This window comes from Rhizobium sp. CIAT894 (assembly GCF_000172795.2).
Taxonomy (GTDB): domain Bacteria; phylum Pseudomonadota; class Alphaproteobacteria; order Rhizobiales; family Rhizobiaceae; genus Rhizobium.
Map to the genome: position 1 here is coordinate 2,171,938 of NZ_CP020947.1, position 17,853 is coordinate 2,189,790.

Consider the following 17,853-nt stretch of genomic DNA (forward strand, 5'->3'; position numbering starts at 1 on the left):
AAGTGTAAGCGAATTTCAGCGCAAGGAAAGCGGACTTTACGACCAGCGGCGGAAGAGGGCGCTGGCATTCACCCCGCCGAAGCCGAAACCGTTGGTGATCGCATAGTCCGTCGCCAGCGGCCGCGCCATCTTGCCGACGATATCGATGCCGTCGGCGGCGGCATCTGCTTCGTCCAGATTGCGGGTCGGCGGCGCGGTCTGGTCGCGCAGCGCAAGGATGGTGAAGATCGCCTCGAGCCCGCCGGCCGCTCCGAGCAGATGGCCGGTCGCCGATTTCGTGGCGCTGACGGCAATGCCGCCATTGCGGCCGAAGATCGTGGCGATCGCCGCGATCTCGCCTTTGTCGCCGACCGGCGTCGAGGTGGCGTGTGCGTTGAGGTGCCTGACCTCGGATGCCGGGATCTCAGCCTGCCGGAGGGCTGCCGCCATCGCCCGGCGCGCGCCGTCGCCGTCTTCCGGACCCGAGGTCATGTGGTAGGCGTCCGCCGCCGTGCCGTAGCCGACGAGTTCGGCAAGCGGCGTCGCCCCGCGGGCCAGCGCATGCTCCAGTCTTTCGATGACCAATATGCCGGCGCCTTCGCCCATGACGAAGCCGTCGCGCGCTGTGTCGAAAGGCCTGGAGGCAAGATCCGGCGTCTCGTTGAAACCGGTGGAAAGCGCCCGCGCAGCGGCAAAGCCGCCGAGGCTCACCTTGTCGATGCAGGCCTCGGCGCCGCCGCAGATCGCCACGTCGGCTTCACCGGAGCGGATCAGCCGCGCCGCATCGCCGATCGCCTGGACGCTTGCCGCACAGGCCGTTACCGGCGCGCCGAGCGGCCCCTTGAAGCCGTAGCGGATGCTGACCTGGCCGGCAGCGAGATTGACGAGGAAGGATGGCACGGTGAAGGGCGACAGCCGCCGCACGCCGCGCGCCTCGCCGATGCGCACCGCTTCGGCGATGGCCGGAAAGCCGCCGACCCCTGAGGCGATGATCGTCGCAGTGCGCTCTCGCGCCGCTTCGTCGGTCGGCATCCAGCCGGCCTGTTTCACTGCTTCCTCCGTCGCCGCCATGGCGAACTGGATGAAGCGGTCCATCTTCTTCTGGTCCTTGGGCGGGATGTAACGGTCGGGATCGAAGCCGGCCTGGGCGTCCTCGGCGATGCCGGGAACGACACCGCCGACCTTGGCCGATAGCTCACCGACGACATCGTCGGTCAGCACTCTAAGACCCGAGGCGCCGTCGAGGAGGCGTTTCCAGGCCGGCTCGACGCCGGTGCCGAGTGGGCAGACAAGTCCCATGCCAGTGACGACGATACGATCCATTCTCTTCTCCTTCTAGGCGTCGATGCCGAGATACCAGGCGCGCATACGGGCGATCCGCGCGTGCACCTCGTCGTCGGCTGCAGGGCCTGCAAGCAGGCGGGTGTTTTCGGGCGTCACTTCTTCGCCGGTCCGTTCGTCCACGAGCATCGTTCTGCGCGCTTTGCCTGCGGCATCGCCGAGCAGAAAGGCGAGGTCTTCTTCCGGAATATGCCGGCTTCCCCAGGAAAACAGCGTCATCAGCACCGGAAAGAAATCGCGGCCCTTGTCCGTCAGCACATATTCGTAGCGGGCAGGGCGCTGATGATAGAGACGCCGTTCGAACAGCCCCTGATCCGTCAGATGTTTCAACCGCCGCGTCAGGATATTCGGCGCCACACCAAGGCTCTTCTGAAAATCGTCGAAGCGCGACAGCCCTTGAAAGGCGTCGCGCAGGATCAGGATGCTCCACCAATCGCCGACGCTGTCGAGCGCACGCGCCGCCGGGCATTTGAATTGACTGAAGCTTGTCCGTTGCATGGGAATGTCACTACAGCAGTGACTATCATCATGCAAGTTACTTGATGGAGGTGACGGCCTTCAGCGAGGATCGCGCTTTGCGCCCGCGGACTTCAAACTCGACGAGCAGCGACTTGAGTTCGACCTCGCGAACGCGCCGCGCCGCTTCATCGGGGCTGACCCATTCCAGAATGCGCTGGCCGTGCTCCTTGAAGTCGTTGCCGATCTCGATGACTTCAACCTGAAACAAATCGACGATGCAGGGGGCGACGTCGCCATTGTCGAGTTCTTTCAGGTAGGTGTAGCGGCCGACCGGTTTTTTCCTCACCGCCCCGCGTACGCCAGCTTCCTCCCAGGCTTCGATCGCCGCCGCTTCAAACGGCTTCTTCCCTTTCATCGGCCATCCTTTAGGAATGACCCAGCGCGCGCTCTCGCGCGATGTGATCACCAGGATTTCGATCCCCGGTCCGTCGTTGGCGTAGCGGAAGCAAATCGCGCCGTATTGTTGGCGGAATGCACCAGAAAACAGCTTGGCAGGAACGGCGGCGAGCTGCCGCAGCAATGACTGAGACTTGTCTGGTCGAGGCTTGCTGCGCTTTCTCGGAGTCTTCATGGCGATCGAAGGTTATTGAATTCGCTTGTTCTTCACCTGCCTGAGCTTGTTCATGACAGATTCTGACAATCAGTTGTAAGCGCAACCATCCGCCGTTGTCAGCCCTGCGCTTGCCGCCACTTAGCCTGCTCTATGGTGCGGTCCTATCGCCGTTGCGCAGATTGTGAATCGCCAACAATTCTTGATACGCGGAAGGGTTGCTCGCAAGGACGGGATGCCCCTTGAACAAATCTTCCCCCTCGGTCGGGAAGGGCAGGTATTCGCCTCCAGCTTCTTTGACCAGGCAATAGCCCGCCATGCAGTCCCAGGCCCGCATGTGAGGTTCGTAGTAGCCGACGAGACGCCCTGCAGCGACATAGGCAAGCATGAGCGCTCCGGAGCCGTTGCGAATGAACGTGCCGCCGCTGGCGAGCAAGGCTGTTATGATGGAGCCGACAACTTCCGGAACGACGTGCGTATTGCATCCGATACCGGTCATGGCGTTCTGTATCGTGCGGGAGCGATCGAGCAAAAGCATCTCACCATTCAAGCTCGCTCCAAGGCCCGTGGCTGCGGCATAAAGCTCGTTCGCACAGGGCGCGTGGATCACGCCGATGACCGGGACACCTTGGTGCAGGACAGCGATCGAAACGCACCAGGTGGGCATGCCATTGACGAAGGGCGCGGTGCCGTCGATTGGATCGACAACCCAGGTGTAGCCTGAACTCCCCGCTTGATGGCCAAACTCCTCGCCGAGGAAACCGTCCTCGGGAATTGCTGCCGCAACCCGCTCACGCAGGAAGGTCTCGACGTTTCGATCCGCGATCGACACGACATCCTGAAGATCGCGCTTTGTCTCGATCACGAGAGTCTTGCGCTTATTGAAATAGTCGAGCGCCATAGCACCAGCTTCCGCAGCAAGGGATTTGGCCAGGGTGAAGCGCCGCTCCAGGTCGGTGTCATGCATAGTCATATTGCTATCCTTTATTCGCATTCCAAATGTTTCAGGCCCAAATGTTTCAGGCATTGATCAGCGCAATGCCACGGTTCTCGAAGCCGAGTGTGACATCGCTCGAAGGCGGAAGATTTCTCTCGACGGCATGGTCGATGATGAAGAGCGTGCCGACATCGGTTTCGATCTCATATTCGACATGCCCGCCGAGATATGCACTGTGGAGCACGCGTCCCGGCAGGCCCTGCTGACCGGCGGCCGCTATGGTGATCGATCCGGGCCTGACAGCGAGTTTTGCCATGCCGGGCTTTGCGCTACGGCTTGGCAAACGATGGTCCACACCGGCCACGCGGATAAGCGCCTCCGTACCTTCGACGCCGATCACCTCGCAAGGGATGACATTGGCCTCGCCCATGAAATCGGCGATGAAGGACGATGCCGGTGTTTCATAGAGCTCGCGCGGCGTCCCGGACTGGGCGATTTCGCCATCCTTCATGACGATGATGCGGTCCGACACCGCCAGAGCCTCATCCTGGTCATGGGTGACATAAACGGCGGTGAAGCCGAGCCGCTGCTGCAGTTCGCGGATTTCCGTGCGCACCCGGCGGCGCAGGCGTGCATCGAGGTTGGAGAGCGGTTCGTCGAGCAGCAGCACCTGCGGCTCGAGCACAAGCGCGCGGGCAACCGCGACGCGTTGCTGCTGGCCGCCGGAAAGCTCGGCCGGCAGGCGATAGCCCATGCCCGCAAGGCCGACGAGCTTCAATCCCTCCTCGGCCTTTTCCCGCGCTTCCTTCTTGCCGAGGCCTGACGACTGGAGGCCATAGGCGACGTTATCGAGCGACGTCATATGCGGAAACAAGGCATAGGACTGAAACACCATCGAGACATCGCGTTCGTTGGCGGGCAGCATGGTAACGTCAGCGCCGCCGATCAGAATGCGTCCGGAGGTCGGATGCTCGAGCCCGGCCAGCATGCGTAGCGTGGTGGTTTTGCCGCAGCCGGATGGGCCGAGCAAGGTTACCAGCGTGCCTGGCTCGATGGAGAGAGAAAGGTCCGGAATGGCCGTGAATGCACCGAAAGACTTGCGGACATTCTGGAAGGTGACAGAACCGGGTTTGACGGTGATCATGCGGTTTTCTCCTGACCGAGAGGAACAGAGGGAGCTGAGCTGGTGCCGGCGACGCGATTTTCGCGGCGTAGGCGGCGCTCGCCGACGACGAGCTGGAAGCCGGCGATGACAATGCTCATCACCACGATCAGCATCGACGAATAGGCGATCGCCACACCGTACTCGCCATTCTCGACGAGGCCGACGATGTAGGACGTGGCCATGTTGTATTCCGCGCTGACGAGGAAGATGACGGCGCTGATCGAGGTTATGGCGCGAACGAAGGAATAGACCAGCGCAGCGGTGATGGCCGGCCGCAGCAGCGGAAGGATCACCTTGCGGATCGTGCGGAAACTGTCCGCACGCAAAGTCAGCGATGCCTCGTCCAGGCTCTTATCGAGCTGGCTCATCGCCGCGATCCCGCCGCGTACGCCGACCGGCATATTGCGGAAGACGAAACAGAGGATGAGGATCAGCGCCGAGCCGGTCATCTCGATCGGAGGCAGGTTGAAAGCCATGATATAGCTGACGCCGATGACCGTTCCGGGGATGGCGAAGCTCATCATCAGCGCGAATTCGAAGACGTTCCGCCCGACGAATTTCTGCCGTACGATGATGTAGGCCGTGAGCAGGCCCACCGCAGCGGTCAGGGGTGCTGAGACGAGCGCGATTTCCATCGTCGTCCAGAAGGAATTCCACGCCACGCCGGTCCAGGCGATCCCGCCATTGCCGAAACCGATCGAGAAGGCGCGAACGTAGTGGTCGAGCGTCAGCGAGTTGTCGAGGCCCCAGGTTTTCACGAAGCCGCCGATCAGGATCATTCCATAAACGACGACGGTGAAGATCATCCACGGAACGACCACCGCATGCACGGCAATGGAAAGGCCGCGCGGCAAGGCGATATGAGCGCCGCTGTCGCCCTTGCCGGTGACCGTGGCAAAGCTCTTGCCCGATAGCCAAAGACGCTGAGCGAGGAATGCCGAGAGCGTGAAGCAGAGGAGCACGATGGCCAGAACGGCGGCGCGCGACGGATCGTTCTGCGAGCCCACGACCGCAAAGAAGATTTCCGTCGAAAGCACGCCATGCGTACCGCCGAGCACCAGCGGATTGCCGAAATCGGCCATGCTCTCGATGAACCCGATCAGGAAGGCGTTGGCGAGACCTGGCTTCATCAGCGGCAGGGAGACGCGCCAGAAAGTGCGCCAGCGACCGGCGCGCAGGGTCTGCGATGCCTCCTCCATCGAGGGGCTGACGCCTTCGACGACGCCGATGAGGACGAGGAAGGCGATCGGCGTAAAGGACAGGACCTGTGCGATCCAGATGCCGGTGAGCCCATAGAGCCACCGGCCCGGCTCGATACCCAACAGGCTGGACAAGGCCTCGGTGATGACCCCGGCGCGGCCGAACAGCAGCGTCAGCGCCAGGCCGATGACGAAGGGCGGTGTGATGATCGGCAGCACCGTCAGCAGGCGCAATCCCTTCTTGAACGGAAAACGCGTACGCGTCGCCACCAGCGCAAAGCCGAGGCCGAGCAGGGTCGAACCGGAAGCGGTCATGACGGCGAGAAGGAGCGTGCGCCAGGCAACGCCGCAACGTTCTTCGCCCGCTATGCAGCCCAGGCTCCAAATGCCGGGGTCCTGAATGTTGCGTATAAGGCCATCCGGATTGAAGGAGCCGTCGAAGTCCTGCACCGAAGCGATGAACATGCTGCCGATCGGATAGAAAACGAAGACGGTGACCAAAAACGCGAGAATGCAAATCGAGCCGACGATGAAGGCGTCTCCCTTCATCACCCCGCGTTCGGCCAGTCCGAACGCAAAAAGGAGAACGAAGACCAGCGCCAAAAGGACCGAGCCGGCACCCATCGAAGGCTGTCCCTCGGGCAACATGCCGAACAGGTTTTCACTGATTGCCCAGGTCCAACCGGAAAAGCCGATCGCCAGTCCCTGCAGAGACAGGAAGACGAGGCCGACGGCACCGAGCGAGGCGAGCAGGGTTCCGCGCCGCATCGGATCGCGCACCAGACGCGCCGAACAGCCGAGCAGAAAAAGCAGAACCACGCCGGCAAGCCAACTTCTTCCATGCTGCAGGATTTGCAGCAGCCCTGGCGCCGTCTCGGCGGAGAACGGGAAGGCAGACAGCCACTTGAATCCGAAGAAGCCGCCCTCGATGCGATACCACGGGACCAGGGTGAGGGCAGCCGCCCCCAGGCCAAGGACGATGTCCAATCGGCGATTGCCACGTCTCATGGCATACCTCGCTTATTTCACGTTGATGAAATGGGAGAATGGAGCGGCAACCCGGATCCGTCCGGGATGCCGCGTCATTCATCGATCTTCAGTTGGCAACGGCGCCGACTTCCCGGTCCCAGCGCTCCAGCAGGGCCTTGCGCTTTGCCGGATCGCCATAGGTCTTGAAGTCGTAGTCGATCAGCTTGATGTCCTCGAACTTCGGCGCTTCCTTCGGCACCTCCGCCGATTTGTTCGACGGTAGCTGGAAGGACTTGGCATCCTTCATGCGCGACTGAACTTCGGGCCGCAGCGCCCAGTCGTACCAGATCTTGGCATTGTCGAGATTGCGGGCGCCTTTGATGATCGACATGGAGCCGATTTCATAGCCGGTACCCTCGCATGGCGCGACCGACTTGACCGGAAAACCTTCGGCGGTCTGGGCGACGGCATCATGCATGAACACGATGCCGAGCGCCGTTTCGCCCCGCGCCGCCGCCTTGACAGGAGCCGATCCGGACTTGGTGTATTGCGAGACGTTGGCGTTCAGCTTTTTCAGATAGTCGATGGCCTGGTCTTCACCCATGATCTGCACCAGCGAAGCGAGTGCCGTATAGGCAGTGCCCGACGAGTTCGGATTGGCGATCTGGATTTCGCCCTTCAATTCCGGTGCCAGGAGATCGGCCCAGCAGCGGGGCTCCTTGTAACCCCTGGTCTTGAAGATCTCGGTGTTGTAACCCCAGCCGAGCGCACCGGCGTAGACGCCGACCGTCTTGAAACCGGTGCTCTCCGCCTGCTTTTTGGCCCAATCCTGCAACTGGTCGAGCATTGGCGACTTGTATTCCAGCGTCAGGTTTTCTGATGCTGCCTGGACATGCGGATCCCCCGTGCCGGCCCACCAGATGTCGGTCTTCGGGTTGCGAGCCTCGGCGCGTATCTTGGCATAGGTCTCGCCCGACGACAGGCGCACCATATTGACCTTGATGTCGTGAGCCTTTTCGAAGTCGCCCTGCATCTGCTCGCAGATGACGACATCGGCCGAGCAGATGAGGTTGAGCTCGCCGGCGGCCTGGACCGAACCGGCAGCCAGCGCCGTTCCGGCAAAGAGAAGGGTGGAAAGAACTGTCAGTCGCATGGGTATCCTCCTGTTGCTTGCGTCTGAGAGGGTGTTGGGTCAGCGACACAAGCGCTGCCCGTCGCGGCGCGTCGATCGCACCGTGTTGTCAGGGGTCGATGGAAGTTGGATCCCGACCTATTGGGTCGGGGAGATCTCGGTGTCGAAACGGGTCAACAGCCGACTTCGCTCATCGGACAAGCCGAATGTTGCAAAGTCATAATCCACCATCTTGATCATGGTGATGTCGGGCGCGGCCGGTGGCAGAGCCGCTTTGGCGTTCGACGGAACCTGGTTCTGGCCGGCCGCGGCACCTGTCGCCTGGCCTTCGGGACTGAGGGCGAAATCGACGAATGCCTGGGCGGCCCTGGTATTGCGGCTGCCCTTGACGATGCTGACCGCGCCGATTTCGTAGCCCGTTCCTTCGCAGGGAGCGACGATGACCAGCGGCGCGCCCGATTCCTTCAGAGTCACCGCGTCATGCATGAACGAGATGCCGATCAGGATTTCACCCCGGGCGGCAGCCTTCACCGGCGCCGAGCCGGACCGGGTATACTCGACAATATTGCGGTTGAGGGCGGCCATGTACCGGAACGCCTCCTCTTCGCCGAGGAGCTGCACGAGCGTGGCCAGCATCGTGAAAGCCGTTCCGGAGGAATTCGGATTGCCGGCCTGGATATGGCCGCGATAGGCCTCTTTCGTCAGGTCCTGCCAGCAGGTCGGGGCCGGAAGCTTCAGCGTGGCGAGCAGATCGGAATTATAGGCGAAACCCAAAGCCCCCGCATATATGGCGGCCGAACGGGAGCCGGACATAGCAAAGAAGTTCTGCGCCCAGGGCAGCAGATCGTGTTCGTGGTCGGGCTGATATCGATCGAGCAGATCCTCAGAGGCAGCCTGCAGATGGGCGTCACCGGTTCCACCCCACCAGACATCCACTGTCGGATGTGATTTTTCGGCCCGGATCTGATCGAGTATGTCACCGGTGCTCTTGCGAACCATCGAGATACCGATACCCGCGCGGGCTTCGAACGCTTTTTCCATGGTCATGCACCAGGCTTCGTCGACGCCACACAGGACGTTCAATCGCGCCTCGCTCATGCCTTGGCTTGCGCCGCACAGCCAGAAAGCCATGCCCGCAGCAAAAGCGGTCAATATCCTCACGCAAGCCTCCCTTGGAACCTCCCGTTCCAATCTCCACAGCCAGCATGTCAGATCTTCGCGTCACCGCAATCGAAGAATGGTTACCGATTTTTCATCGCTGGGCGGAGCGACGTTACATTCATTACAAATGTGACAAACCTCATCATCAGCAAGTCTTTGAACATTGACGGCGGCATGCCTATGATGGCGCCGGGAGGATCAAGCGGTGCTGAATCAGAAGGTTCGAATTCTGATCGTCGAGGACGATCCGGATATGGCGGAACTTATCTCCGATCTCGTCGAGGCCGAGGGGTGGATTCCGACCTGCGCGGGATCCGCCGAGGAGGCGACCGATATTCTGGCACGAGAGCAGATGCATCTGGTGCTGGTCGATCATAACCTGCCGCGGACATCCGGCCGAGCTTTCGCCCAAAAACTGAGGTCGGAGGCCAATATCGGTATCGTCATGGTGACGGCAGCCGGCAGTGCCGCCGATCGTGTCCTCGGCCTGGAAACCGCTGCGGATGACTATGTCGTCAAGCCGTTCGAACCGATCGAACTGACGGCCCGCATCAAAGCTGTCTTGCGGCGAACCGTGCCGTCGCTGAAACAGGAAAAGGAGAGCGAGCGGGAGCACGAACGTCCCTCTCTGCTGCTTGGCGATTGGGCCATCGACCTGATGGGCCGGCAAGCCGTGTGCGTCGCCGACCGCAGCAAAACGCTGACGACGGCCGAGTTCGCTCTGCTTGAAATCCTTGCGCAGACCCCCAACCAGCCGGTGAGCCGGGCGCATATCCTCGATCGGCTTGGCTCGGAAAGCGATCGCTACATCGACCGCAACGTCGACGTCCTCGTTCTGCGTCTCCGGCGGAAAATCGAACGCAATCCTGATCTCCCGCGCCATATCAAGACACGACGCGGAAAGGGCTATGTCCTGCACACCGGCGACGGCGAGCCGTCCACGTGATCAGCCGCTCCTTTCTGTCGTCGATTGCCTTTCGCTTGCCGTTCGCGATCGCCTTCATCTGCTTCCTGGTCTTCAGCCTGTCGGCGATCGCGATCTACGGGCTGCAGCGCGCCCGTGACGAAATGGCGGCCTACGGCCTGCAGGCCTTCACGAGCCTCGCCAAGGCCTCGCTCATTTCCCGACAAGTCTCCGATCTGGTGTCGAGCGCGCCCTTCCTGATGAACGCGACGTCGCCTTACCGGGTGGCGAGCGAGAGCCGCGCTGTGGTGCTGCAGGTTGACAGCTTGCTGAAGACGGCTGAGCCTCAGGGCGGAGACCAGGCTGTGCGCGGCTTTGCGAGCACGAGGATGGTTGAGCTTCTCGATCTTATCAGGACACAGACGCTTGTGCTTGCCAGGGATGCCGACGCTGCCCAGAATCACAAGGCCGAAGCTGCCGCGGCGCTAGGAGAGGTGGCGACCGGCAAAGGCATCGTCGATCAGGATCTGCGCCGCCAAGTAAATGGAATCGTGCAAGCGGCTTCCACGTCCGACAGTCTTTTCCAGCTCGGTGAACTTCGCAGACGATACGTGGCGGACACGACGCAGGGGAGAGCTGAGCCTGCCGAGCTTCAGCCGTATGAGCGTGTGTTCGAAGCTCAGACACGATACCTGTTGAACATGTTCGCGATCCGGGCGGCGGTCGCAAAACTGCATGCCGTCTCCCGTGACCTCTCGCATGCAACGGAGACGCAAAGTGATGCAGTTGCACGCCAGCTGAACGACGATCTGCTTTCGACCTCCGATGCTTTGAGCCGGCTGCTGGTAACCGTAGGCTTGGCTTTCCTGCTCGTGCTCGTCATGGCAATTTTCTCCATCCGATCGGTCATGCGCGTGTCACGGGGCATCGTGGCGCTGTCGAACGGCATGAATGCGCTCGCCAAGGGCGAAAACGAAGTGGGTCCGCCAGCCTATCGTGGAAATGAAACCGAGCTTGTGCGTCTGCTGGACGCCTTCCGCGCCTTCAAGGACAGCGTGGATCGTGTGTCTCGATTGAGACGCACGGCAGAAGCCGCCGCTCGCACTATCCGTTCAACCTTTCGCAATATGAACGAGGGGATTGCGCTTTTCGACAGGATGGGGCGACCGATCACCATGAACAGGCGGATCATCGAACTGTTCGGCCATTCGGGTTCCGCGCGCAAATTGCCGCTGCGCCGTTTTGTCGAGCCGGTGCCGGAGATCGATCCCGCCTTGCTGCCCTCCGATCCGGAGCGCGGCACCCTGTTGGAACGTGCAGTCGTCCGCCATCGCACCGGCGACCAGCGGGTGATCGAGATCTCCATGTCACGACAGCCGGAGGGCGGCATTGTTCTTCTGGCACGCGACGTCACGCTGATGGATCGACAGGAGGCGGAAGCGGCAAAGGTTCAGCGACTGGACGGCATCATGCGCATGACGCATCAGGTGAGTCACGAAGTGGGCAACATGATCGGCATCATCACCGGCAGCCTCGGCCTTCTCGAGCGTGAAACCGGCTTCAACGATCGGCAGAAACGCAACATTGCGCGAATTCGTAAGGCTGCCGAGCGAGGACGGTCGCTGGCCGGCAGCATGCTGTCGATCGGCAGCCAGCAGCCGTTCCATCCAAGCCCCGTGGATGTCGCCAGCCTCCTTCGCGGGATGGCCGATATCCTGGAGATCGCTGTTGGTGCAAAATGTCATATCAAGCTGGAGCTGGATGCTGACATGCCGGTCATATCGCTCGACGCAGCCCTCTTGGAACAGTCCGTTCTGAACCTCTGTCTCAACGCGTCGGCAGCGATGCCGGCGGGAGGCATCATCGTTATCGGCGCAACCGCAACCAGAGAAATATTGATGATATCGGTGACCGACAGCGGCATAGGCATGAGCCCGGAGGTGGTAGACAAAGCCTTCGAGCCTTATTTCACCACACGAGGCGTACAGGGTGGGGCAGGGCTTGGCCTGGCCATGGTTTACGGCTTTGTCCGTCAGAGCGGCGGGGAGGCATCCATCTATTCCTCTCCCGGACACGGAACGACCGTTAGGCTTGGCTTCCCGACCGGTTTGCGCTCGTAATCAGCGGTCAGGAGGTGCCACCAGATTAACACTCACTGCGCTCGAAAAACCACGCGAGCAGGATGCCGGTGACGAGCATGCCGGCCGCGACGAAGATCGTATCACCCGGCGTGCCGATATAGAGCGGCCCGATATTGGCAAACAGCAGGAAGGCCATCAGGAAATTCGCCCAGCCCCAGACGACATTCGCCGTCGGCGAACCGGGATTTGCGAAAGGAGTGCGAAAACGCCGGCCGCTGACGCCGTTGACAAAATGCGGGATGCCGTTGGTCAGAAATGCAGCGGCGATGAAATGGACGATATAGGCGATCCAGGGCAAGGGCTTCTCCAGTGATGAGGGGCGTCAATGGAGAGGAATTTGGCCGGCAATGCGATGCCGGCAAGGGGAGCCTGGAAAAGCGCGTGGTGCGGCCGCACGCCGCCGAATAGCGGCGGGCCTGGCCGGGTCAGATCAGCATGAAATCTTTGAAGTGAAGTGCCGCGTAATTGTCGAGATCCGCGACAGGGATCGCCGTGCCCGCCGCACTCCCATCCGCGTCAAAGGAGAGAATGCCGCTCGCCTGATCGTAGATCAGCTTGTCATCCGCCTCGAGCGCTTTCATGCCGAGAACGAAATTCTCATCCGAAAATGCGGATAGGCTAAGCGCGGCAAAAATTGATTGGTCGAGCAGCAGCTTGTCGCCCGCCGCGGAGGAAATATGCGTGTCAATTCCGAAGGAGTGAATAATATCGTTTATTCCAACGGCTTTATCCATGGTTTTCTCCCGGTTCTCGAGGAATCGACCGTGGGAATACATCCCCATCTGCTGTCGCCAATTCGATTCACTACACGATGATGGCCATGCAGTGTTTGCCGGTTAACCATGATATGTTGTTCCGAATGTGACCCGTATCGGGCGACATTTCGCGCAATAAGATCATCAATCTTTGCTTGCATTTTTCCTGTCGGCCGCCAGCCGGCCAATATGGCGGCTAGAACATCGGCAGTCGCGGCTATAAGATCAGACCACGGCAGGAGCGCTGAACGCCGTATTGCCTGCGTCAGGCGTGTTGATCTTCCGCAGGCGATAAGGGAAAGCGGGAGGCCTTCAGGCGAAGCCAAGCGGCAGTTTGTCCAGTTTCCTGTCGGCGCCGTAGTCGCGCTCGTGCGGCGAACGGCGGCGGCCGTCGTGGCGGCTGGAAAGGTCGATCCGGTTTTCGGCGAAGATCCCATCGGGATAGGTGCCGGTATCATGGCAATCGGCGTCGATCTTCGGGGCAAGGATTTTCAGGATCATCGGTTTTCCTCCGCGGCGCACCATCAACATTCGGAAAGGCTGCTTCGTGCCATTTATAAATCCTGAATTATTAATAAATTAACCATAAGTGCCCACCGAGGCGCGGACGGCCGCCTGCGCTGAAATCGCGTTGCCGTGGAACTCCTGATCCCGATTGCAGTTGATCCGGCATGAACACAGGAGGTTTCCATGCAGTTGATCGATACTCGGGTGACGCAGGCCGGCGACTTCTTTACCGTCGAATTCCTGGGCGAGGGAGGCGAATCGGTTTCCGTCAAAATCGATAATTCCCACGGCGAGCTCGATGGCTCGGCGGCGTTCGACCGCGCCAGGGTGATGATGGTTCAGCTGACCGCCTTTGCCGGCAGTGAACCAGACGGCAGCATCAATCGTTACGATGCTTTGAGCAACGGCAATTTCGACCAAGGCAGCAAGGGGTTGATCGCCCAGCCGAGCGCACGTTCGAGCCATGACAGCCAAACGCTGGAGGAGGAACTCAACGAAGGTCTTGAGGACTCGTTTCCGGCAAGCGACCCCGTCTCGGCAACGGTGTCTTCCATTCCCGCCAACGCGCCGCGGCACTGATCACCATATAATCGTGAAGACTGGATAATCGTGAAGACTGGCCGGCCCCATTTCGGCGGCCGGCCTTCGCCTATGTGACAAATCAATGTCGATACTGAGAAACAGCTGAAAACCGCGGATGTCTGATTGACATGGGAGCCTTCTAGAGAGGGCCCGGGAAGGGAGCGTCCATGACGCGCTTCCAGGTCGGAGACGCGCCCTCATGAAAATCATTCAGATCACCGACACGCATTTCAGCCCGAGCAAGCCGCATTTCAACGGCAACTGGGCGCCGCTTCTGAGTTGGATCGAAGCGACCGGCGCCGACCTGATCGTCCATACCGGTGATCTTACCGTCGACGGCGCCGACAAGGACGAGGATATTACCTTCTCGATGGATCTGATGCGCCAGGTGTCGATCCCGATGCTGATCGTCCCCGGCAATCACGATGTCGGCCATCTCAAGGGATCCGACCAGCCCGTCAATGCCGAGCGGCTGGCCCGCTGGCGCAGCCTTGCCGGTGACGATCGCTGGCTGGAGGACGCGGCCGGCTGGCGCTTCATCGGCTTGAATTCGCTGCTTCTCGGTCATGAGGATGACGAGGAAGAGGCCCAGTTCGAATGGCTCGCCAAGGCGCTCGAAGACAGGGCAGGGCGGCGGGTGGCTCTGTTCGCGCATAAGCCTCTGTTCGTTGATGCACCCGATGAAGGCGATACCGGCTACTGGAGCGTTCGCCCGGCTCAGCGCCGGCGGCTTTATGATCTGATATTGGCCCATGACGTGGCGCTGTTTGCCAGCGGCCACCTTCACTGGGCCTGGCAGGGTCGTTTCGACGATACCCAGCTGACCTGGGGCCCGTCGGCTGCCTTCGTCATCGACAAGATGGAGCGCGAGATGCCGGGCGAGCGCCTGATCGGCGCCGTCGTCCACGAGTTCGATACGTCGGTCGAAAGCGAGATTGTCGCCGTTCCCGGCATGACCGCGCATGTGCTCGACGATGTCGTGCTCGAAGTCTATCCGCAGGCGGTCAAGCAGCGGGAGCCTGTCGAATGAGCGCCCTCTCGCTTCGCGGCATCACCAAGGCCTTCGGCGGCAACCAGATCCTTAACGGCGTCAGCCTCGATGTCGGCGCCGGCGAATTCATCGCCCTGGTCGGCCCCTCCGGCTGCGGTAAGAGCACGCTGCTGCGCGTCCTTGCCGGCCTCGACCATGCCGATCGCGGTGAGATCCTGATCGGCGGACGAGATATGTCAGGCGTGGCGGCAGCCGAGCGCAACATCGCCATGGTCTTTCAGTCCTACGCGCTCTATCCGCATTTGACGGCGTCTCAGAATATCGCCGTGCCGCTGGCGATGCGCCGGCTGTCGAGAATGGAGCGGCTGCCTTTCGTGGGATCGCTCATTCCAGGCCAGCGCGCCACCCGTGCGGCGATCGCCCGCGATGTCAGGGAAATGGCGACCTCGCTGAAGATCGACCACCTGCTCGACCGCAAGCCCGGCCAGATGTCGGGCGGTCAGCGTCAGCGTGTGGCGCTCGCCCGCGCTATGGTGCGTCAGCCGAGCATCTTCCTGATGGATGAGCCGCTGTCCAACCTCGACGCCAACCTGCGTGTCCACGCCCGCGGCGAGATCGTCGACCTGCATCGGCGCGCCGGCGTGCCGACGCTTTATGTCACCCATGACCAGGCAGAAGCGCTGTCGATGGCCGACCGCGTCGCCGTGATGATCGGCGGCCGATTGCTGCAGATCGCAAGTCCTCAAGCCATCTACGACGATCCGGCCCATATCGAGGTCGCCCTCTTCATCGGCCAGCCACGCATCAACCTGCTTCCAGCCTTTGCCGAAGGCGGCGTCGTTCTCTGCGGCGGCCTGCGGCTGACGCTTGAAAATGCCCCCGCCGGGAAGATGCCGGTCACGATCGCCATTCGTCCCGAATTCGTCTTTCTCGCCAAGAGCCGGCATGACGGCCTTGCCGCCCGGATCGAACGCGTCGAGTTCCTGGGCTCCGAAGTCATCCTCCATTGCCGGCTCGATGCGATCGGCGAGACCGTCATCGCCAAGGTACAGCCGTCCGAAGCCTCCGGGCTTGCGGCGGGCGATGCCGTGGGGCTTCGATTGTCGCCCGGCCGCACACTGGTCTTTGCCGAGGACGGCAACCGGTTGGCCGGAGTCGTCGCCGGCGGTGATGCCGGGCTCAGCTCCGCTGATGCCGGGCTCAGCTCTGCTGATGCCGGGCTCAGCGGCGATTCCGATGCCCAGTGGGAGAGGGCGCATGGCTAGCCTCGCCTCCATGGCCATCGCCGATCATTTCGCCCTTGCCCATCGCCGCAGCGAGGCCCGCATCGCCTGGATGCTTGTGCTCCCGGCCATCGTCCTGCTTTTTCTCTTCGTGCTGTTGCCGGTGGCGGCTGTCATCGTGCTCGGCTTTACCGATTTCGAACTGGGCTACGGCAAGCTCCGTTTCGTCGGCTTCGAGAATTACGCTCACCTGATCACCGACCGAACCTTTCGCAAGTCGCTATGGAACACGACGGTCTATACGGCGATCGTCGCGCCGGTCTCGATCCTGCTCGGCCTCGGCATCGCCTTGCTGATCGAGAGCGAGACCGCGGCCCGCAGCTTCTTCCGCACCGCCTATTTCCTGCCGGTCGCCTCGCTGATCGTCGCCATGGCGACCGTTTGGCAATATATGTTCCACCCGACGATCGGACCGATCAATGCGCTGCTGTCGCTTGCGGGGGTGCCGGGCCCGAACTGGCTGGGCAGCTCCGGCACGGTGCTGTACAGCCTGTCGATCATCGGCGTCTGGCAATCGGCCGGCTTCAATATGGTGCTGTTCCTCGCCGGGCTGACGGCGATCCCGCGTGAGCTTTACGCGGCAGCTGAAGTGGACGGCGCCAAATCTTCCTTCGATCGCTTCCTGCTGGTGACCTGGCCGATGCTCGGGCCGACGACGCTCTTCGTCATCACCATCAGCATCACCAATGCGGTCAAGGTCTTCGAGACTGTGAAGACGCTGACCGAGGGCGGCCCGAACAAGGCGTCGGAAGTGCTGCTCTTCACGATCTACCAGGAAGGCTTCGTCTATCTGCGCGTCGGCTATGCCTCGGCGATGACCGTGGTCTTCCTGCTGATCCTCGTGGTGCTGATGTTCCTGCAGTACCGCATTCTCGACCGCCGGGTGCATTACACATGACGACAAGCGCTTTTTCCCTCGGCAGGGTGATCCGTCTCAGCCTGCTTTCCCTCGGCGCGATCGTCTTCCTCTCGCCCTACGTCTTCATGATCTCGGCGGCCGGCAAGACGCAGAGCGACATTTTCACCGCGTCGCTGTCGCTCATCCCCACGCATCTCGCCTATATCGAGAATTTCGCCAAGGCCTTGAGCCGGGTGCCGATGGCGCGGCTGTTGTGGAACGGCGTCGTCGTCTGTGGACTGATCTTCTTCTTCCAGTGCTGGTGGCCATCCCCTGTGCCTACGCCATGGCAAAGCTGCGCTTCGCCGCCGCCCGCGCCATGATGGTGCTTATTATGCTCGGCCTTCTTGTGCCGATCCATGCGACCGCGCTCCCGATTTATGTCGTTTTCGACCGCGCCTCGCTGCTCAACAGCTATGCTGCTCTCGTCACGCCTTTCACCATCTCGGTCTTCGCGATCTTCATGTTCCTGCAGTTCTTCCGCGCCATGCCGGATGATCTCATCCATGCCGCCCGTCTCGACGGCATGTCGGAGCTCGGCATCGTTGCCCGCGTCATCGTGCCGAATGCTTGGCCGGCGGTTACCGCCTTCGCCATCTTCTCGGTCGTCGCCCATTGGAACGATCTCTACTGGCCGCTGATCGTCATCAGCAAGCAGGACTATGCCACGCCGCCGCTCGGGCTGATGTATTTCCGCGCCGCCGAGGCCGGCGACGACTACGGCGCGCTGATGGCGGCGACCCTCATCATTACCCTTCCCCTCGTCGCCGCGTTCCTGCTTGCGCAGAAGCGTTTCGTCGAGGGCATCACCATGACCGGTCTCAAAGGCTGACCGGCTTC

Annotated in this window: 16 protein-coding genes and 2 pseudogenes; 7 read left to right on the plus strand and 11 right to left on the minus strand. The window is 61.5% G+C overall.

What is annotated here, in order from left to right; all coding sequences use genetic code 11:
• Nucleotides 1-36 precede the first annotated feature (36 nt).
• From fabF to RHEC894_RS10830, 8 genes are all read right to left on the minus strand, one after another.
• Complete coding sequence (gene fabF, locus RHEC894_RS10795; protein ID WP_085737260.1) at nt 37-1,302, minus strand: beta-ketoacyl-ACP synthase II; 1,266 nt, start codon at nt 1,300-1,302, stop codon at nt 37-39.
• 12 nt (nt 1,303-1,314) lie between these two features.
• On the minus strand, nt 1,315-1,818 hold the full coding sequence (locus tag RHEC894_RS10800) for a helix-turn-helix domain-containing protein (RefSeq protein ID WP_010066091.1): 504 nt from the start codon (nt 1,816-1,818) through the stop codon (nt 1,315-1,317).
• A gap of 37 nt (nt 1,819-1,855) precedes the next feature.
• Entirely contained in the window at nt 1,856-2,410 is a 555-nt protein-coding gene (locus RHEC894_RS10805) for an NUDIX hydrolase (RefSeq protein ID WP_085737261.1), read from the minus strand.
• 130 nt (nt 2,411-2,540) lie between these two features.
• Nucleotides 2,541-3,362 (minus strand): inositol monophosphatase family protein, encoded by an 822-nt coding sequence (locus tag RHEC894_RS10810; protein WP_085737262.1) that lies wholly within the window; start codon nt 3,360-3,362, stop codon nt 2,541-2,543.
• Nucleotides 3,363-3,408: 46 nt separating this feature from the next.
• Nucleotides 3,409-4,470: an ABC transporter ATP-binding protein gene (locus tag RHEC894_RS10815; RefSeq protein WP_085737263.1), complete on the minus strand. Its 1,062-nt coding sequence runs from the start codon at nt 4,468-4,470 to the stop codon at nt 3,409-3,411.
• A complete protein-coding gene (locus tag RHEC894_RS10820; protein ID WP_085737264.1) occupies nt 4,467-6,698 on the minus strand; it encodes an iron ABC transporter permease in 2,232 nt (743 codons plus the stop codon). The genes RHEC894_RS10815 and RHEC894_RS10820 overlap by 4 nt, the downstream gene beginning before the upstream one ends.
• 88 nt (nt 6,699-6,786) lie before the next feature.
• Nucleotides 6,787-7,812, minus strand: a complete 1,026-nt coding sequence (locus RHEC894_RS10825) for an ABC transporter substrate-binding protein (protein WP_085737265.1) — start codon at nt 7,810-7,812, stop codon at nt 6,787-6,789.
• Between the two features lie 117 nt (nt 7,813-7,929).
• On the minus strand, nt 7,930-8,922 hold the full coding sequence (locus RHEC894_RS10830; protein WP_085737266.1) for an ABC transporter substrate-binding protein: 993 nt from the start codon (nt 8,920-8,922) through the stop codon (nt 7,930-7,932).
• Nucleotides 8,923-9,157: 235 nt separating this feature from the next.
• Here RHEC894_RS10830 and RHEC894_RS10835 point away from each other — a divergent pair, with 235 nt between their 5' ends.
• Together RHEC894_RS10835 and RHEC894_RS10840 are read left to right on the plus strand one after the other, a co-directional pair.
• Complete coding sequence (locus RHEC894_RS10835) at nt 9,158-9,898, plus strand: response regulator transcription factor (RefSeq protein ID WP_085737267.1); 741 nt, start codon at nt 9,158-9,160, stop codon at nt 9,896-9,898.
• A complete protein-coding gene (locus RHEC894_RS10840; RefSeq protein WP_085737268.1) occupies nt 9,895-11,976 on the plus strand; it encodes an ATP-binding protein in 2,082 nt (693 codons plus the stop codon). Before RHEC894_RS10835 ends, RHEC894_RS10840 begins: the two co-directional genes overlap by 4 nt.
• Before the next feature lie 25 nt (nt 11,977-12,001).
• On the opposite strand, the gene RHEC894_RS10845 is transcribed toward RHEC894_RS10840, so the two are convergent.
• From RHEC894_RS10845 to RHEC894_RS10855, 3 genes and pseudogenes are all read right to left on the minus strand, one after another.
• Nucleotides 12,002-12,295 (minus strand): hypothetical protein, encoded by a 294-nt coding sequence (locus RHEC894_RS10845; protein ID WP_085737269.1) that lies wholly within the window; start codon nt 12,293-12,295, stop codon nt 12,002-12,004.
• A 127-nt stretch (nt 12,296-12,422) separates the two neighbouring features.
• Nucleotides 12,423-12,671, minus strand: a pseudogene (locus tag RHEC894_RS10850) (calcium-binding protein); the annotation flags it as partial.
• 393 nt (nt 12,672-13,064) lie between these two features.
• Complete coding sequence (locus tag RHEC894_RS10855; protein WP_010068214.1) at nt 13,065-13,253, minus strand: hypothetical protein; 189 nt, start codon at nt 13,251-13,253, stop codon at nt 13,065-13,067.
• 189 nt (nt 13,254-13,442) lie between these two features.
• On the opposite strand from RHEC894_RS10855, the gene RHEC894_RS10860 reads away from it, so the two are divergent.
• The 5 genes and pseudogenes from RHEC894_RS10860 (at nt 13,443) to RHEC894_RS10880 (ending at nt 17,845) form a co-directional block, all read left to right on the plus strand.
• The gene (locus tag RHEC894_RS10860; protein WP_010068213.1) at nt 13,443-13,838 is read left to right on the plus strand and encodes a hypothetical protein; all 396 of its coding nucleotides are present in this window, start codon (nt 13,443-13,445) and stop codon (nt 13,836-13,838) included.
• A gap of 202 nt (nt 13,839-14,040) precedes the next feature.
• Nucleotides 14,041-14,871 carry a metallophosphoesterase gene (locus RHEC894_RS10865; protein ID WP_085737270.1) on the plus strand — a complete coding sequence of 277 codons (831 nt, stop codon included), beginning with the start codon at nt 14,041-14,043 and terminating at the stop codon, nt 14,869-14,871.
• A complete protein-coding gene (locus RHEC894_RS10870; RefSeq protein WP_085737271.1) occupies nt 14,868-16,097 on the plus strand; it encodes an ABC transporter ATP-binding protein in 1,230 nt (409 codons plus the stop codon). Before RHEC894_RS10865 ends, RHEC894_RS10870 begins: the two co-directional genes overlap by 4 nt.
• Nucleotides 16,090-17,013, plus strand: a complete 924-nt coding sequence (locus RHEC894_RS10875; protein ID WP_085737272.1) for a sugar ABC transporter permease — start codon at nt 16,090-16,092, stop codon at nt 17,011-17,013. Before RHEC894_RS10870 ends, RHEC894_RS10875 begins: the two co-directional genes overlap by 8 nt.
• Nucleotides 17,010-17,845 (plus strand): annotated as a pseudogene (locus RHEC894_RS10880) (carbohydrate ABC transporter permease). The gene RHEC894_RS10875 and the pseudogene RHEC894_RS10880 overlap by 4 nt, the downstream one beginning before the upstream one ends.
• Nucleotides 17,846-17,853: the final 8 nt, after the last annotated feature.

Coding starts and splice junctions, on each gene's coding strand:
- fabF (WP_085737260.1), bottom strand. CDS start 1,302: ATGGATCGTATCGTCGTCACTGGCATGGGACTTGTCTGCCCACTCGGC.
- RHEC894_RS10800 (WP_010066091.1), bottom strand. CDS start 1,818: ATGCAACGGACAAGCTTCAGTCAATTCAAATGCCCGGCGGCGCGTGCG.
- RHEC894_RS10805 (WP_085737261.1), bottom strand. CDS start 2,410: ATGAAGACTCCGAGAAAGCGCAGCAAGCCTCGACCAGACAAGTCTCAG.
- RHEC894_RS10810 (WP_085737262.1), bottom strand. CDS start 3,362: ATGACTATGCATGACACCGACCTGGAGCGGCGCTTCACCCTGGCCAAA.
- RHEC894_RS10815 (WP_085737263.1), bottom strand. CDS start 4,470: ATGATCACCGTCAAACCCGGTTCTGTCACCTTCCAGAATGTCCGCAAG.
- RHEC894_RS10820 (WP_085737264.1), bottom strand. CDS start 6,698: ATGAGACGTGGCAATCGCCGATTGGACATCGTCCTTGGCCTGGGGGCG.
- RHEC894_RS10825 (WP_085737265.1), bottom strand. CDS start 7,812: ATGCGACTGACAGTTCTTTCCACCCTTCTCTTTGCCGGAACGGCGCTG.
- RHEC894_RS10830 (WP_085737266.1), bottom strand. CDS start 8,922: ATGGCTTTCTGGCTGTGCGGCGCAAGCCAAGGCATGAGCGAGGCGCGA.
- RHEC894_RS10855 (WP_010068214.1), bottom strand. CDS start 13,253: ATGATCCTGAAAATCCTTGCCCCGAAGATCGACGCCGATTGCCATGAT.
- RHEC894_RS10860 (WP_010068213.1), top strand. CDS start 13,443: ATGCAGTTGATCGATACTCGGGTGACGCAGGCCGGCGACTTCTTTACC.
- RHEC894_RS10865 (WP_085737270.1), top strand. CDS start 14,041: ATGAAAATCATTCAGATCACCGACACGCATTTCAGCCCGAGCAAGCCG.
- RHEC894_RS10870 (WP_085737271.1), top strand. CDS start 14,868: ATGAGCGCCCTCTCGCTTCGCGGCATCACCAAGGCCTTCGGCGGCAAC.
- RHEC894_RS10875 (WP_085737272.1), top strand. CDS start 16,090: ATGGCTAGCCTCGCCTCCATGGCCATCGCCGATCATTTCGCCCTTGCC.